A 14718-nucleotide genomic window follows, 5' to 3' on the forward strand; every position below is an offset into this window, starting at 1 on the left:
CAAGCCCTTAATTTATTCTGTTTACCTTCAACTTATCTAATGTTGAGGAAAGCCGCTCCGCGCACGCCGCCGGAGTCGCCATGTTTGGCTTTAACGATTTTCGGGCATTTCGCAACAGAGAGCAGATGCTTGGGCACCCGCTTTGGCATCTCTTCATAAATCAGATCGTAGTTTGATAATCCACCGCCTAACACCACCACATGTGGATCGTTGGCAGTAAAAATATTGGCGAAACAGATCGCCAGCAGTTCCATAAAGCGCTCAACGTGCTCAACTGCTTTGGCTTCACCCTCTTTCTGTGCTGTGATGATCTCAATCGCTTTTTTCTTTTCGCCGTAATAGTGCTCGTACAACAGCTCAAAGCCACGACCAGAGAGATAGTTGTCCATACAACCTTTATTGCCGCAGCCACAGCCCAGTAATGGCGCTTTTTCACCAAGATGGAACCAGGCATCAATCGGTAAGCGCATGTGACCAATTTCACCCGCTACGTGGTTACGACCTGAGAACACTTTACCCTCGTAGACCAGTCCGCCACCAAAACCGGTACCTAGAATCAAGCCCATCACCGAAGCCGCTTCTTTTAGCTCATCATCCCAAGCTTCAGAGAGCGCAAAACAGTTCGCATCATTTTCCACTTTCACTGCGCGGCCGAGTTTTGCTTCCAGATCGGCACGCAGCGGTTTACCTTTGGCTGCAGGCACGTTAACGGTCAATACGCAGCCATTATCGGCATCTTCCATGCCCGGAATACCCAGACCAACCGTACCTTCGACGCCAAATTGCGCATCGTATTTATGCACTAACCCTGCGATAGTCTCCACCAATTTGGCATAGTCATCGGTTGGTGTCGCGACGCGTTCCGTGGCAACGCGCTCTAACTGTGCATTGAACGCTCCAAATTCAATTTTGGTTCCGCCCACATCAAAGCCGTAATACATGGCCTTCTCTCCTCAATTTCCTATCCCAGCCTTGGGGAAAAAATAAAAACACAAAAGTGAGGCGTATTATCCACAAGGCGGTGTCTATAGTCCGTGACAAAACACGTATTTATCTGGCCAATGACATCGATTGCGCAATAAGCGACCAAAACCCTATCCAAGTTTAGAGGCAGTTCGCGTTTTGTTGATGCGCTATCCAGCGTTGCAATGCGGGTTTAGCAATACTCGGTTTATTGCGCGATTTGCAAGTCAGGTAAGTTTCTTTAAATGCTTCGAACCACAGCGATAACGTACTTGCTGAGTGTCGATCACCGAACATGTCCAAAACTAAGCTAGCCACTTCTGCGGTAGCTAAGTGCTGTTCGTTTTCCGATTTACGCATCATGTATTGCGATAAGCGTTCTGGCTCCACCGATACCAAAGGTAATTTGGCTAGATATGGCGATCTACGGAATATACGTTTTGCTTCACGCCAACTACCATCAATCAGGACCAACAGCGGTTTTTTACCTGCAAACTCAGTCGGGATTGGGCTTAACACGCGAGTTTTATCCTCTTCCGTTTCCGCTGGGAAAATCAGCACCGGATAATAGGCAGGGTTGCAGAGTAACGCGAGCATCTCTGGGTTTGGCTCAGTACGACTCCATTGATATACATGGGTCTCTTTCACCGTGTCTGCAATTAAGCGCCCAGTGTTGCTTGGTTTAAATACTTCGTTTTCAGAGACGATCAGCAGTACCGCCACTTGGCTTTCAATATCGGGCTGATGGGCACACAAGCAGTGCGTCAACTCAACCAGACAGTACAAGCAGCGTTTAATCTTGCCACCCCGCGCCAAAAATGGCTTGGTTGAACGTTCTAGGCGATATTGATATAAGTGATGGAAAGCGTGAATTCTCATGGCTCGGACTACTGGCGGAAAAATGGCTGCGATTTTACTGACCACAGGGCTTTTACGCCAGTAAAGATTCTCGACGTGGCCTAAATCTAGGAGAACCCAATGAGTGAACAAATTGAGCTGATCCGCTTAGCGATTTTTTTCTCTGTATTAGTGATTTGTGCCTTATGGGAATCGAATCGTCCACGCAAAACCTTGTCGCAAAGTAAGCGGGTTCGCTGGCTGAATAACCTCGGATTGGTTGGCTTTAATAGTCTTTTGATCACCGCGCTGATGCCAATTTTAGCCTTCAGTGCCGCGCAATGGGCGCAAAGCCAACAGTTTGGCTTGCTGTATTGGTTGGAGATCCCACCTTTCATCGCGCTCTTCGTTGCGGTGGTATTACTGGATGCGGTGATTTATTGGCAGCACCTGTTGTTTCACCGTATTCCTTTGTTGTGGCGGCTACACCGCATGCACCATGCGGATCAAGATATTGATGTCACCACTGGCAGTCGCTTTCATCCGCTCGAAATAATGATTTCTGCGTGGATAAAAATCGGTGCAGTGACGTTATTGGGCGCATCACCTCTGGCCGTCGTGGTGTTTGAAATTTTGCTCAATGCCAGCGCTATGTTTAATCACAGCAATGCTAAGCTGCCCTATAAAATCGACCAGTGGCTGCGTTTACTGGTCGTAACGCCGGACATGCACCGAGTCCACCACTCCGTTTTAGTGCACGAGACCCACTCCAACTTCGGCTTTTTTCTTTCGATATGGGACAAGATGTTTCACACCTATATTGCGCAGCCAGAAATGGGCCATGAGCGAATGAAGATTGGCTTGTCACTGTTTCGTCAAGCACGAGAACAGTGGCTGGATAAAATGCTGACTCAACCGTTTCGCGAACGTTAAATCAGTTCAACTCATACTTATGCAACATCGCTTGTTGATGGCCGGCAATCTCTGCGACTTGTTCAGCGCTTTCCAACATGGCATCCAACTGACGTTTGGTTTCTTGCCCTTGTTCGGAAATTTGCGCTACCGCTTTGTTTACATCTGCCGTGGCTCGTTTTTGTTCTTCGGTCGCTTGATTGAGCTCTTGCTCAGATTGGCTACGAGTGCCATAACCCAAGTACTTCACTTGTTCGAGAAAATTTTGCGTTAACGCTGCATTATTCAGCGCAAAGGGCAAAGCTTGCTCAGACAGTTGATTAAACTGAGCGCCAACCCGCTCTATGCCACGTAAACTGGTGACAGATAAGCTAATCATCAGTATGGTTATGCATAGAAACACTGCACCGAGTGTTTGGGTTAAGGATAAATTTTTTGTCAAAGCCATGTAAGTGCGTCTTAAGTTTGAGAGTCAACGCCATGGTAGGTAGTGGCTGTTGCAGTTTTATTTCATTTTTTTGTCAATAAGGTGACTCATGTTGACGGTTAAGCAAACGTTTTCTCTGCTTCTTTTAGGATTCCTTGTAGGGTGCTCAACCAATCCCTCTTCAGAGCCTGATACCTCTGTATCTGAGCCTAATTCAAACAACCTGCCATTGGCGAATTTTTCGAACGTATTCACAGAGTGGCGCGGTGTACCCTATCGATTAGGCGGAAATAATAAAAACGGCATTGATTGCTCAGCCTTTGTACAAGTCGCTTATCGAGATGCATGGCAAAGAGATTTACCGCGCACCACCCAATCTCAAGCCCAAACAGGTCAAAAGATCGCGTATGAACACGCTCAATACGGAGATTTGGTATTTTTTAAGACATCTCGCACCAATATTCATGTCGGTGTCTATTTGGGCAATAAGCAGTTTATGCACGCTTCAACGTCGAAAGGCGTGATCATTTCGAGAATTGATAACCCTTACTGGGCTTCAAAATTTTGGCATTTTAGGCGGATTGAGAATCCGCCTTTGTTATCAAACTAGTCAATGGGGATTAGTCGTATTTCGCAACGGCAGAGTCAAACAGGTTTTTCACTAAAGCTATGTATTCATCCAAGAAGGCGATCTGCTCGTTAGTCGCTGGGCGATACCAAACCCCCGCGAGCACTTCGCCTAAGTCTTCGACCACCGAATCGGCTTCTTTCAGTAATTGGAAGCGAACACTAGAATGAAGCTCAGGGTTTTGTTCAAAAATAGACATGATGTTGCTTGCCACCATATCTGTGATGACATCTTCAACACTTTCAGTTCCCGTATCCCCTTCCTGAGTGAAAACATCCATATTGAATGATAGATGCTCAATCAGGGCCAGATATCCATCGGTTTCTACAACCACATTCTTTCTCCGCTTTACTGCTGCTGTTCGCCAGTTAGTTTGTATCTTGTTTAATACTAAGACATGAATAGCCATTTTCACAGATGGCAAATGCTAGTTGCTGCACTTTCCACCAAGAGTCCGACTAATTCGCCTAGCACTACTTAATTATGAGCTAAAACTGACTGGCTGAGATGAGTTTTAGCTCATTATTTGAAAAATTGTTTGCAGTGCCATCTCATGACGCACACTGCGCACGATACTATGGGAGTAAACATAATGATTTTATGAGTTAAATCACACTTAGATGTTTCTACTTCTGCAATTTTTACTCAAGTTAGATTTATGTGCACTCATAAACTTTCATATTGGTGATCTTGGCATAAACTATACCCAAACTACTTGGAGTTGCAGGTAGGCGGCAAGTGAGTTCATCCCCATGTGCATAGATAAACACTGTGATTGGTGTGAACGAACGTAGCCGACACTGCTGCAGATTCAAGTAGGAAGAGATAGCCAGTAAGCAGATAAATAACCGAGAGCTTTAATTATGTGGCCAGCAATTATTCAACAATTGTCCGAGCAATTGGGCAAAGATTTTCACCTAGTTGAAAAAGAAAAAGTGCATGGAGGTGACATTAATGAATGCTTTATGGTGAGCGATGGAATAGATCGCTATTTTGTGAAAACGAACCAACGCGAGTATCTGACCAAATTTACCGCCGAAGTAGAAAACCTACGTGTGATGCGCGAGTCCAACACCGTTCAAGTCCCTGAATACATTTTACACGGTACGAGCAAAACGCATGCTTATCTGGTACTTAACTATTTAGTCACTAAGCCGCTAGATGATGCAGAGCGAAGTTACGAGTTTGGAGTACAACTGGCCAACCTACATCGTTGGGGAGAGCAAAAAGAGTTCGGTTTCGATCTTGATAATTACATCGGAACGACAGTTCAACCTAATCCTTGGCACAAAAAGTGGGCGTTATTTTTTGCAGAGCAGCGTATCGGTTGGCAGCTACAGCTAATGCAAGAAAAAGGGGTCAACCTCACCAACATCAATGAGTTTGTTGAGATGGTCAAAACTCGTTTGGCCAACCACTCTCCGCGCCCTTCTTTACTGCATGGCGATCTCTGGTTTGGCAATGTTGCCAACACCGTTAATGGACCTTTATGCTTTGATCCTGCTTGTTATTGGGGAGATCGAGAATGTGATATTGCTCTTGCAGAATGGTTTGGTGGCTTTCAACCGGAGTTCTTCCAAGGCTATGAAAGCGTATGGCCACTCGAATGGGGATATCAAGAACGAAAAGATATCTATAACCTTTATCATGTACTAAACCACTATAACCAGTTTGGTGGGCATTATTTGGATGAGGCACAGAAATTGATTGAGAAGATATTGTCTTACTGAATGATTTAACTGTTAATCATTGATTTTTCTTGGATCATTGCTGACAAACTTAATTGTTGATTTTATGTTGACCTTCAAACTTTAGACTTAATTTTACTCTTTAAGAAACTTCCCTGCTTAGTATTACTGTATCTCAAAGGACGTAAGGAAGAGAGATATGAGAAACTTCACGGAAAAGTCTGTAGTTTGCCCACATTGTGGTCATGGTATTCGTCTGACTTTAGATGCTTCTAACGGAAGTCAGGAGTTTTATGATGACTGCCCGGCCTGCTGTCATGCAATCCATCTCAATATGATGGTTGATGAGCTACACGATACTATTGAACTGTATGTCGATGCAGACGATGAACAAATATTCTAATGGATCCGATTTTGTATAGAGCGCCCATCGTGGCGCTCTTTTTACAAGCTTGTATACCCAAACTACTTAAAACCAAAAGCCCCTACTCTAGTCCTCATCGTCTTATCATCAATCCCCCGACAATCTGTGATTTAAATCAGTTTTTCATGGAGCTTAATGCGACATTTCATTATCATGCCATCCATTGCCATAAGTTGAGTATCCCGCGACTCACTGTTTAGGCTCCTCTTTGCTTGTCCCCCTTTGGAGAACTCTGTGCATCGTTATAAAAAAGAAGCATCAAATTTAATTAAACTCGCGACACCCGTACTGATTGCCTCAGTCGCGCAAACGGGTATGGGCTTTGTCGATACGATTATGGCTGGCGGTGTCAGTGCGATAGATATGGCTGCGGTATCGATCGCAGCCAGTATTTGGCTACCTTCCATTTTGTTTGGCGTGGGACTTCTAATGGCTTTAGTGCCTGTCGTTGCCCAGCTTAATGGCGCGGGTCGCCAACACAAGATTCCGTTTGAAGTGCATCAAGGCTTGATCCTCGCGTTATTGGTTTCGATCCCGATTATTGCAGTACTCTTTCAAACCCAATTCATTATTCGGTTTATGGATGTAGAAGAGGTAATGGCGACCAAAACCGTCGGTTATATGCACGCCGTGATTTTTGCGGTACCCGCTTACTTACTGTTTCAGGCACTGCGCAGTTTTACCGATGGTATGTCACTGACCAAACCTGCGATGGTGATTGGTTTTATTGGTTTGTTGCTCAATATTCCTCTCAACTGGATTTTCGTTTACGGGAAATTTGGCGCACCAGAGCTAGGCGGTGTGGGTTGTGGCGTTGCAACCGCGATTGTTTATTGGATCATGTTGCTGCTGCTATTGTTTTACATCGTGACGTCTAAGCGTCTGGCACATGTAAAAGTGTTTGAGACTTTCCATAAACCACAGCCAAAAGAGTTGATACGTCTATTTCGCTTAGGTTTTCCTGTTGCAGCCGCCCTCTTTTTTGAAGTGACTCTTTTTGCTGTGGTCGCACTTTTAGTAGCACCGTTAGGGTCAACTGTTGTGGCTGCGCATCAAGTGGCGCTCAATTTCTCTTCTTTGGTGTTTATGTTCCCCATGAGTATTGGTGCCGCGGTCTCCATTCGTGTTGGCCATAAGTTAGGCGAGCAAGACACGAAAGGCGCTGCAATTGCAGCCAATGTGGGTTTAATGACTGGTCTTGCCACTGCGTGTATTACTGCATTGCTTACTGTGTTGTTTCGTGAACAGATCGCGCTACTGTATACCGGAAACCAAGTGGTGGTGGCGTTGGCGATGCAGCTCTTACTGTTTGCGGCAATCTATCAATGTATGGATGCAGTACAAGTTGTCGCCGCAGGATCACTGCGTGGCTATAAAGATATGACAGCGATTTTCCACCGTACATTTATCTCCTACTGGGTACTTGGCTTACCCACAGGTTATATCCTAGGTATGACCAACTGGCTGACGGAGCAACCATTAGGTGCTAAAGGTTTCTGGATCGGATTTATCATCGGCCTCTCGGCGGCCGCACTGATGCTAGGACAGCGTTTGTACTGGCTGCAAAAACAGAGTGATGACGTACAGTTACACCTTGCAGCAAAATAATCGATAGAAAATCCCATCAAGGCCAGCCAATCTATGCTGGCCTTTTTATTGATTAAGAAGAACCATAAACGCAGTATTACGTATATCTAAAGAACTTGGCGTTATAGGTAGACAGTCTGTGACTGACAAATTATCCCCTACCTACTTCAAGCTGCAGTTTCGATTATGAAGGGAAAAGTAAAAGGACCCATTGAGAGGAAATTATGCGTTTAAGCGTTGTATTGGCTGCACTTCTGCTGCTTACTGGATGCGAACCACGTCTAGCTATCGACGCGGATTTTGATCGCTACTTATCGCGTATCGCTAATGTTCAGCAGCGCGAGGCCTTATCACCACCGGCGATGGTCGCTCAATCGCTTCCCGAAAAACGTGAGTTGTTGATAGCTATAGCCCCCGTAACCATTAGCTTGCTCGACAGTTACGAACTGCGTCAATGCGGCTTATTTGAGCTGATTGCCGAGCGTAATTCGATTTTAGGTAAAGTGCAGGACGAATTTCGCGAGTGGGATTACCAGATTGCTTTATTAAATGGCATTCAAGGCTGCTTAACCTCACCGCAACTTAGCCAATCCTTGAAAGCACAGCTGCTCGATATACAAAAAATCAAACAGCAGGAGTTGGCTTCGCGTTGGAATAACTTGCTTTACACCAGTGATACCATGCGTACTCAACTTAGTGGTTCGCAGTGGTACGATGAACAATGGAGTCACAGTGAGCTGCTATTGGCATTAGAGCAACTCAATCATATTCAACGCCACCTAAACTCCGAACAGCCCATATCTTCTGAACCATTAGCGGCTCAACAAGAAGTGTTAGAAAAACAACGCTTATTAGGGAACCTAAAATTCTCATTGGATCGCGCGAGCGTCTGGCTAAAGGTGGTGACAGAGCAGTTAGAGAACAATGATGATGTGATTGTCTGTGGGCCTCATCGTGATAAGACCAAACTCAACTACTTACGCAATGTATTTCAAAACCAATACGTTGAAAAAGTACAACCTTATCTCGCTGCACTGGATCGAACCTACTACCAGTTATCAGCACAACTTGGTCTGTTTGAGCAACCTCACTCACCGTTTCCGATTCAAGCCAGCCACCAAACTTTCCGTCTTGCGACTGAGCAGCATGCCCAATATTGGCAGTGGCTGTTTGCGCGTTGTCATATTACGGTTGGGCAAGCTCAGTAGCTTGCCTCAATAGTTTTCTCTGACCCGAACAAAACGGGCAAACCTTGGTTTGCCTTCCGTTGTGAGTCCGTTGTAACGGTAGGTGATAACACTACCAATCTTGGGCGGCTCGGCGCGCTCGACATCACTAAACCCACTGCCGATATAAAACTCCAGCCCATCGGAGGTACGCACAAGTATGGACCCCATTTTACCTTTGTATTTTCCCATCCCGAGTCGATAACCAATCACAGTGGCTTCAGCATCCTGATGCTTTTTCATCTTCAATAAATCGTTGCTTCGTCCAGCTTGATAGCGAGCATTTATTTTGCGCAGCATTACCCCCTCTCCCGACTTCTCATTGATGTTATCAAGGTAGGAAAGGAGTTCCGCCTCAGATTTTATCGGGGTGTGTTCAATATATCGGATGTGCTTGAGATCAAGGCTATTCACCAAATGGATGAGGTTGTAATAGCGCTTACTGTAATCCCCCGCCGCATCAGGCATATCGAACAACATCAAGCTGATTTTGCGCCATGCGGACTCGGTCGGTTGGCTATCTAAAACCGTTTGCTGTACCAGTGAAAAGTTGCCGCGCCCTGCCCACAATTCACCTTCGAGTGAATAAGAGGGTAACGACTCGGTAAACCAAGCGGGGGCTGAGATAGGATTGCCGTTACGCGTGACCAGTTGTTTCCCTGTCCAAATCGCGCGGATACCGTCAAGCTTCTCACTTTTCCAGTAATCGAAAATATCAATGCCGTGTTGGTAGTTGTTGGCGTAGGTAATTGGAATAAAAGCCAGCGGCCCGTCATTGGCTAGCGTCTGCTGAGTCAGCATAATAGCAGCGGCGGTGAGCGTCAGTCGTATCAGCATGGTCACGTCCCTAATGAGAATGCGCGAACATTGTCATAAGGGACACGGATGTGTGGAAGAGTGAAACATTCACGATGCGAAGCAGTTCATTAAATCTCGTTATTGAGAAAACAGAGAATTACATAGCAAAGTTGACTGCATCACCCGTTTTTTGCCTCTATACCCAAACGACTTGGAGTTGCAGGTAGGCGGCAAGTCAGTGAGTCCCCATGAGCATAGGCAAGCTATGTGATTGGGGTGAACCAACGTGGCCAACACCGCAGCAACTTCAAGTAGGAAGGGTATATATCGAACTCTAGAACATCGCTACGAGTCTTGGGTGGATTGAGTTTGACGCTGCTGCGACAAATATTTGATCCACTGTTTGGCGCTCTCTGATGATTGGAGGCTGTCTGCTCGTTTAGCTTGTACCAATGCGGCCTCAAATTGATTGAGCTTATACAACGCACGCGTTTTCGCTAAAGCGACTTGTGCTTGTTTATCAGGCTCTTTGACTTGATCAAGCTCGGCTAATGCTTGTTGATAATGACCTTCTTGCAATAATAACTGTGCAACATGCCAGTGATATTTAGCGTCTTTTTTCGCCGCTAAACGCCAAGTGATAATCGCCTTATCCCACTCTTTCGCGCGTTGCCAGTAGATGGCTCGCTCAGTAATAAGCTGCTGATTGCTCTGTGCCTCATCTAGGCTTTCCATCACTTGTGCAGCACGCTCTGGAATGCCATTTTGTGCATAGAGCTGAGCAAGCAAACGCAAATCTTGTTGGTTAAGTGCCACTTTTTGCATCTTCGCCAATGCCAGTGTGCTGAGCGCCTCTTTCTTCTGGCCAACTCGCAGCTCTAGGCTGACTAACTGACGCCACCACTCGGTTTTTTGTGGCTCCAATACCAATAAGCGTTGTAGGGTGAGAATTCCCGGCTTCCACTGTTCCAAATTAAGCTGTGCGCCTAATTGTAACGAAAGTGGCAATACCGCATCCTTGTTTTGGAACTGAGCATACTGTTGCAGCCCATTCAGTACTGCCTTCCACTCTTGCATTTGGAAGTGCAACTGACTAATGCGCAACCAGAGCTCATCCCCTTTTTGATCGGCGGGAATGGCTTGCGCTAGCGTGTGGTAATGTTTGAGTGCAGAACGATACTCTTGTTGGCTTATCAAAAGATCCGCCAACATTTTGCGTGTTGTCCACGCTTGATCATCTTGTAACTCGTTGCTCTCTACCGCCAACTTCAAGGATGCTATCGCCGCAGGGATTTGCTCATTCTGCCAATAAAACACCCCAAGCATACGCGCCACATAAGCGCGATCATAACTGCGGCTGAGTTCTGCTTGTTTTAGGATCTGAATCGCTTCTTTCACCTTATTCTCTTGTGCTAGCTGATTCGCTTTCACCACTTTACTGGCCGTGTACGGTGTCAGCTCCGCGGCGTAAGTCGTCACGGATAGGCAAGAGAGCAAGAGATAACTTAAGATTCGTCGTTTCATTTGTTCAGTTTAAACTCCAGTCGAACCGTTTGTCCTGGTTGGCTCACGGGTTGACCATCCACTATCTTAGGCTGGTATTTCCAGTTACGCAGAGCCAGCATCGCCTCACGCTCAAAATAGCGTTTCGGGTTAGCATCCACCACTTCGATATCGCGCGTTTTTCCCAACTCATCGATGGTAAAACGCAAGATAACGTAACCTTCCACTCCCCGTTGCAGAGCTTTCGCTGGATAGTTGGGCTCAACCCTGTGTAGCGGCATCACCTGCTGGTTAACCGCGAAATCACCAAACTGAGGTGCGTTAACGGCGACCCCTTCCATAGCGGTACTGAGGTTTAAGTCCATCACCGGATTGAGGTCTGAAACATCCAGTGCCGCCGTTTGTTCCGCTTTTGCAGGCGCTTGTGTCGGCACCTGCGGGACTTGTGGCTGCTCTGGTACACTACGTTGTCTGCGTTGTACATCTTGCTCCTGCTCAGCCATGACCATAGTAAAGCTGAGCGCAGCGGTCGGTTTAGGAATGCTCTTTCCGCCGTTATCCACCATCCAAGCCATCAAGCTAAACAGTGCCAGTGTCACTAACAACGCAATCGGACTGGCTAAGATCAAGCGTCCCATTAGGGTTTCTCCGCCGCTAATGCAATGCTTTTAACTCCAGCGCCTTTCGCCGCATCCATTACTTTGACCACGGTGCCGTTAAAGGCATGCTCATCAGCTTGAATCACTAAGGAAGCATCCGGTTGGTCTAACAACAGATGCTCTAAAGTCGCTTGCACACGCTCCACGTCTACCTGACGCTTATCAATGTAGATGTCATTGGCCGCGGTAATCGCCACAAAAATCCCAGCCTGTTTTTGGCTTACTGCATGCGCTGCTGTCGGGCGATTGACTTCCACACCCGATTCGCGCACAAAGGAGCTGGTCACAATGAAGAAAATTAACATGATAAAGACGATGTCGAGCATCGAAGTCAGATCGATCTGCGCTTCTTCTTGCTTTGACGTTCTGCGCCCTAGCCTCATGATTGGCTCCTTAACGCTTGTTCTAATTTCATTTCAAGTCCACGACAGGTTTTGCTCAAACGTGCGTGGACGAAGAGTCCCGCTAATGCGGCCACCATGCCCGCCATGGTGGGTAAGGTGGCGAGTGAAATGCCCGAAGCCATCAACTTTGGATCACTGCTGCCTTGTGTGGCCATCACATCAAACACGGAAATCATTCCGGTGACGGTTCCAAGTAAGCCAAGCATAGGACAAATGGCCACCAGAACCTTAATTAAGTTGAGATTCTGATTGAGCGCATTGTGCGCTTCGCCCAGCCATTGTTCACGAATGGAGCGAGCAAACCAGCTGTGTTGATCAACACGTTGCAACCAGAGGTCAACCCAATGTCGGCGCTGTTTAGGAAACGTCACGCTCAAAAACAACAGACGCTCAATCACTAACAGCCAACAGAGTAAAACAACCACCGCTAACCACCAGAGCACAGCGCCGCCTTGAGCCATAAACTCATCCAGCGGTTGCCAGTAATCCAGTAGGAAAGAGAATGCTGAATTCATCACTCGCCCTTATGCTGCTTGTTCAACACGAGATTGAGTAGCCGCGGCACCACAATCACGTTCTGCTTGCTGTGCCACAAGACCAATCCCTTGTTTCTCGAGGATGTTGCGAATCGCTTCCGCTTGCGCGCTCAAAATATTATGCGCCAGTAGCAATGGGATCGCCGCAATCAAGCCTTCCACTGTAGTGACCAGGGCCATCGAGATCCCGCCTGCCATCACTTTCGGGTCGCCATTACCAAACTGGGTGATCACCTGGAAGGTTTCAATCATCCCGGTCACGGTGCCGAGTAATCCAAGCATAGGAGCCAGCGCGGCCAGCAATTTCAGCATCGACAGGCCAGTCTCAAGATGATTTTGCTCATCCACAACAGCTTCCAGCAAACGCAGCTCAAGCGCTTCGACACTGCGTTGCTGCTCTTTGTTGTAAACCGCCAAAATGCGTCCGAGTGGGTTATCCCCCGGCTGCTCTGGATTTTTGAGTTGCGCTTTGATCTTTTGACGCAGAGTGGCCAATATCGCGCCACGGTACAAAGCAATAATTAATCCCACGCCCAGTAACACGAGGATCACGTTACCAATCACACCACCCGCTTGTAGGCGTTGGCTAAGTGTTGGGGTAAGCGCCAGTTGCTCGAGCAACACACCGCGTGATGGGTCGACTTTCATAGTGACAACGTCACCATCAACTAAAGTACGAATATGACTGAAGGTTGGGAAATCGGATGGTAACTGCTGATAGCTCAATGCTTGCTGACGTGCATTATCCCACTTCACATAGCCTTGCTCGGAAATTAATCCAAGGGAACCTAAACGTAACGCAGGTACGGTCTGCGTTTCACCCTGCCCGTTGAGCCACTGAATTTCGGTGGTTTGGACTTGTCCACTCGCACGGATCTCTTCACTCATGGCTTGCCATAAACCGCGCAGTTGAGCCATTGACGGTAAGGTTTTGGCGGCCACCACGTCATCAATGCTCTGCTGATAAGCACGAGGCTCAACGCCAGTCACTGATTGATCCAGTTCACTTTGTAGCTCTTTCGCGTTTTGACGTACTACGCCAAACATCTCACCTAAGCTACCGGTTTCCAAACGCAGTGTTTCTTCAAGACGCGCGAGCGTATTTTCGTTATCACTGAACTGGCTAGATAGCTGATCCGCCTCTTTCTGTAAGCGATTACGCTCAGCCAGTAACTCGGCTTTCGCGGCTTGTAATTCTTGCGCCGTTTGTACAAAACCCGCTTCACGCTGCTGGTTGTGTTGTTGCTGTTGCGCTTTTTCCTGCGTCGCTTGTTGGACGAGGCTATTTGATGCGTTAGCAACACTTGCAAAGGCGAATGGCAGACTTAATGCCAGTGCTAAGGTGGTCTTTTTAAGTGTCATTATTTAGCCTCCGCAGCGGTCAACGAAACAGGCAAGTTCAACAGTGTCGGCGCAATCTGTTGCTGAGCCAATTGGTAAGCGGCTGTAAGATCGCTTTTGTTGGCATCCGTGATTGCTTGCCATGCGTTCTGCTTGGAATTCCAAGTCCAGAACTGCTCGCCATCCAAACTGCGTGCTAATAGCGACAGACGACCTAAATAAAGCACATCTGCTTCCACTTCTTGTGCAGATGGAAGAGTGATTTTGGCTTGATAAGTGCCAAGCTTATTGCCGTAGTCGAGTTCAATCTGATATGCCTCAAGAATACGGCGGTACTTTTCAGCATCACTGACATCTGCCCGAGGCATCAGTTCTTTGAGTTTCTCAATGCGTTCTTGACGTGCCGCAAGACGAATCGGCTTATCTTGCGCAACCCACTCCTCCAGTCCCTCAATCATGTCATACATCAAAGGAACTATGCCTTGGCGCGTGCGTTTGATCTCTTCGGTTTGCTGTTCAAGACTGGCCATCTCTTGCTGTTGATTGGCCACCAAAGATTGTAAGTGATTACGGTAGACCTGAAGATTTTTGACTTCTTCGTTCAACTGTTCGATTTCCGCACGCAGTAACAAACTCTGCTCGGCACTGCGGTCAATTTTTTGCTGGCTCTGTGCAGAAGATTGGTTGGTACTGTTTTGAATCGCTTGCGCTTGATCGAGCGAAGCGGCATGCGCAGGCAAAAGTGCCGATACGCAAAGAAGTGAGAGACATCTTTTCATGAGTTG

At 47.0% G+C, this 14718-nt stretch carries 17 protein-coding genes; 6 read left to right on the top strand and 11 right to left on the bottom strand.

Going from position 1 to position 14718, the window contains the following annotated elements; genetic code table 11:
- Positions 1-32 precede the first annotated feature (32 nt).
- Complete coding sequence (gene nagK, locus R4537_RS12055) at positions 33-941, bottom strand: N-acetylglucosamine kinase (RefSeq protein WP_000291344.1); 909 nt, start codon at positions 939-941, stop codon at positions 33-35.
- 163 nt (positions 942-1104) lie between these two features.
- Positions 1105-1842, bottom strand: coding sequence for a tRNA-uridine aminocarboxypropyltransferase (locus R4537_RS12060; RefSeq protein WP_001925604.1), 738 nt, complete (start codon positions 1840-1842; stop codon positions 1105-1107).
- A gap of 99 nt (positions 1843-1941) precedes the next feature.
- On the opposite strand from R4537_RS12060, the gene R4537_RS12065 reads away from it, so the two are divergent.
- Complete coding sequence (locus R4537_RS12065) at positions 1942-2733, top strand: sterol desaturase family protein (protein ID WP_071177959.1); 792 nt, start codon at positions 1942-1944, stop codon at positions 2731-2733.
- A gap of 1 nt (position 2734) precedes the next feature.
- On the opposite strand, the gene R4537_RS12070 is transcribed toward R4537_RS12065, so the two are convergent.
- The gene (locus R4537_RS12070) at positions 2735-3160 is read right to left on the bottom strand and encodes a hypothetical protein (protein WP_071177960.1); all 426 of its coding nucleotides are present in this window, start codon (positions 3158-3160) and stop codon (positions 2735-2737) included.
- An 88-nt stretch (positions 3161-3248) separates the two neighbouring features.
- On the opposite strand from R4537_RS12070, the gene R4537_RS12075 reads away from it, so the two are divergent.
- Entirely contained in the window at positions 3249-3749 is a 501-nt protein-coding gene (locus tag R4537_RS12075) for a C40 family peptidase (RefSeq protein WP_071177961.1), read from the top strand.
- Between the two features lie 10 nt (positions 3750-3759).
- Here the strand turns inward: R4537_RS12075 and R4537_RS12080 are convergent, their stop codons facing one another.
- Positions 3760-4101, bottom strand: coding sequence for a DUF3802 family protein (locus R4537_RS12080; protein ID WP_000259895.1), 342 nt, complete (start codon positions 4099-4101; stop codon positions 3760-3762).
- A 529-nt stretch (positions 4102-4630) separates the two neighbouring features.
- On the opposite strand from R4537_RS12080, the gene R4537_RS12085 reads away from it, so the two are divergent.
- The 4 genes from R4537_RS12085 (at position 4631) to R4537_RS12100 (ending at position 8674) form a co-directional block, all read left to right on the top strand.
- Positions 4631-5497 (top strand): fructosamine kinase family protein, encoded by an 867-nt coding sequence (locus R4537_RS12085; protein ID WP_057644077.1) that lies wholly within the window; start codon positions 4631-4633, stop codon positions 5495-5497.
- A 157-nt stretch (positions 5498-5654) separates the two neighbouring features.
- The gene (locus R4537_RS12090) at positions 5655-5858 is read left to right on the top strand and encodes a CPXCG motif-containing cysteine-rich protein (RefSeq protein WP_057644074.1); all 204 of its coding nucleotides are present in this window, start codon (positions 5655-5657) and stop codon (positions 5856-5858) included.
- A gap of 255 nt (positions 5859-6113) precedes the next feature.
- Complete coding sequence (vcmA, locus tag R4537_RS12095) at positions 6114-7487, top strand: sodium-coupled multidrug efflux MATE transporter VcmA (protein ID WP_071177962.1); 1374 nt, start codon at positions 6114-6116, stop codon at positions 7485-7487.
- 203 nt (positions 7488-7690) lie between these two features.
- A complete protein-coding gene (locus R4537_RS12100) occupies positions 7691-8674 on the top strand; it encodes a DUF3080 domain-containing protein (protein WP_071177963.1) in 984 nt (327 codons plus the stop codon).
- A 6-nt stretch (positions 8675-8680) separates the two neighbouring features.
- On the opposite strand, the gene R4537_RS12105 is transcribed toward R4537_RS12100, so the two are convergent.
- The 7 genes from R4537_RS12105 to R4537_RS12135 form a co-directional block, all read right to left on the bottom strand.
- Positions 8681-9529, bottom strand: coding sequence for a DNA ligase (locus tag R4537_RS12105; RefSeq protein ID WP_000908487.1), 849 nt, complete (start codon positions 9527-9529; stop codon positions 8681-8683).
- A 306-nt stretch (positions 9530-9835) separates the two neighbouring features.
- Positions 9836-11014, bottom strand: coding sequence for a tetratricopeptide repeat protein (locus R4537_RS12110; protein WP_071177964.1), 1179 nt, complete (start codon positions 11012-11014; stop codon positions 9836-9838).
- Positions 11011-11631: an energy transducer TonB gene (locus R4537_RS12115; protein ID WP_000533089.1), complete on the bottom strand. Its 621-nt coding sequence runs from the start codon at positions 11629-11631 to the stop codon at positions 11011-11013. Before R4537_RS12115 ends, R4537_RS12110 begins: the two co-directional genes overlap by 4 nt.
- The gene (locus R4537_RS12120; protein WP_001236425.1) at positions 11631-12035 is read right to left on the bottom strand and encodes an ExbD/TolR family protein; all 405 of its coding nucleotides are present in this window, start codon (positions 12033-12035) and stop codon (positions 11631-11633) included. The genes R4537_RS12115 and R4537_RS12120 overlap by 1 nt, the downstream gene beginning before the upstream one ends.
- Complete coding sequence (locus tag R4537_RS12125; RefSeq protein ID WP_071177965.1) at positions 12032-12571, bottom strand: MotA/TolQ/ExbB proton channel family protein; 540 nt, start codon at positions 12569-12571, stop codon at positions 12032-12034. Before R4537_RS12125 ends, R4537_RS12120 begins: the two co-directional genes overlap by 4 nt.
- Positions 12572-12580: 9 nt before the next feature.
- Positions 12581-13954, bottom strand: coding sequence for a MotA/TolQ/ExbB proton channel family protein (locus R4537_RS12130; protein WP_071177966.1), 1374 nt, complete (start codon positions 13952-13954; stop codon positions 12581-12583).
- Complete coding sequence (locus R4537_RS12135) at positions 13954-14712, bottom strand: DUF3450 domain-containing protein (protein WP_071177967.1); 759 nt, start codon at positions 14710-14712, stop codon at positions 13954-13956. Before R4537_RS12135 ends, R4537_RS12130 begins: the two co-directional genes overlap by 1 nt.
- Positions 14713-14718 lie beyond the last annotated feature (6 nt).

The sequence above is a fragment of the Vibrio paracholerae genome (assembly GCF_037672085.1).
Classification (GTDB): Bacteria; Pseudomonadota; Gammaproteobacteria; order Enterobacterales; family Vibrionaceae; genus Vibrio; species Vibrio cholerae.

Bases quoted from the DNA above. Each gene is read 5' to 3' on its own strand.
- nagK (WP_000291344.1), bottom strand. From the start codon at position 941: ATGTATTACGGCTTTGATGTGGGCGGAACCAAAATTGAATTTGGAGCG.
- R4537_RS12060 (WP_001925604.1), bottom strand. From the start codon at position 1,842: ATGAGAATTCACGCTTTCCATCACTTATATCAATATCGCCTAGAACGT.
- R4537_RS12065 (WP_071177959.1), top strand. From the start codon at position 1,942: ATGAGTGAACAAATTGAGCTGATCCGCTTAGCGATTTTTTTCTCTGTA.
- R4537_RS12070 (WP_071177960.1), bottom strand. From the start codon at position 3,160: ATGGCTTTGACAAAAAATTTATCCTTAACCCAAACACTCGGTGCAGTG.
- R4537_RS12075 (WP_071177961.1), top strand. From the start codon at position 3,249: ATGTTGACGGTTAAGCAAACGTTTTCTCTGCTTCTTTTAGGATTCCTT.
- R4537_RS12085 (WP_057644077.1), top strand. From the start codon at position 4,631: ATGTGGCCAGCAATTATTCAACAATTGTCCGAGCAATTGGGCAAAGAT.
- R4537_RS12090 (WP_057644074.1), top strand. From the start codon at position 5,655: ATGAGAAACTTCACGGAAAAGTCTGTAGTTTGCCCACATTGTGGTCAT.
- R4537_RS12100 (WP_071177963.1), top strand. From the start codon at position 7,691: ATGCGTTTAAGCGTTGTATTGGCTGCACTTCTGCTGCTTACTGGATGC.
- R4537_RS12105 (WP_000908487.1), bottom strand. From the start codon at position 9,529: ATGCTGATACGACTGACGCTCACCGCCGCTGCTATTATGCTGACTCAG.
- R4537_RS12110 (WP_071177964.1), bottom strand. From the start codon at position 11,014: ATGAAACGACGAATCTTAAGTTATCTCTTGCTCTCTTGCCTATCCGTG.
- R4537_RS12115 (WP_000533089.1), bottom strand. From the start codon at position 11,631: ATGGGACGCTTGATCTTAGCCAGTCCGATTGCGTTGTTAGTGACACTG.
- R4537_RS12120 (WP_001236425.1), bottom strand. From the start codon at position 12,035: ATGAGGCTAGGGCGCAGAACGTCAAAGCAAGAAGAAGCGCAGATCGAT.
- R4537_RS12125 (WP_071177965.1), bottom strand. From the start codon at position 12,571: ATGAATTCAGCATTCTCTTTCCTACTGGATTACTGGCAACCGCTGGAT.
- R4537_RS12130 (WP_071177966.1), bottom strand. From the start codon at position 13,954: ATGACACTTAAAAAGACCACCTTAGCACTGGCATTAAGTCTGCCATTC.
- R4537_RS12135 (WP_071177967.1), bottom strand. From the start codon at position 14,712: ATGAAAAGATGTCTCTCACTTCTTTGCGTATCGGCACTTTTGCCTGCG.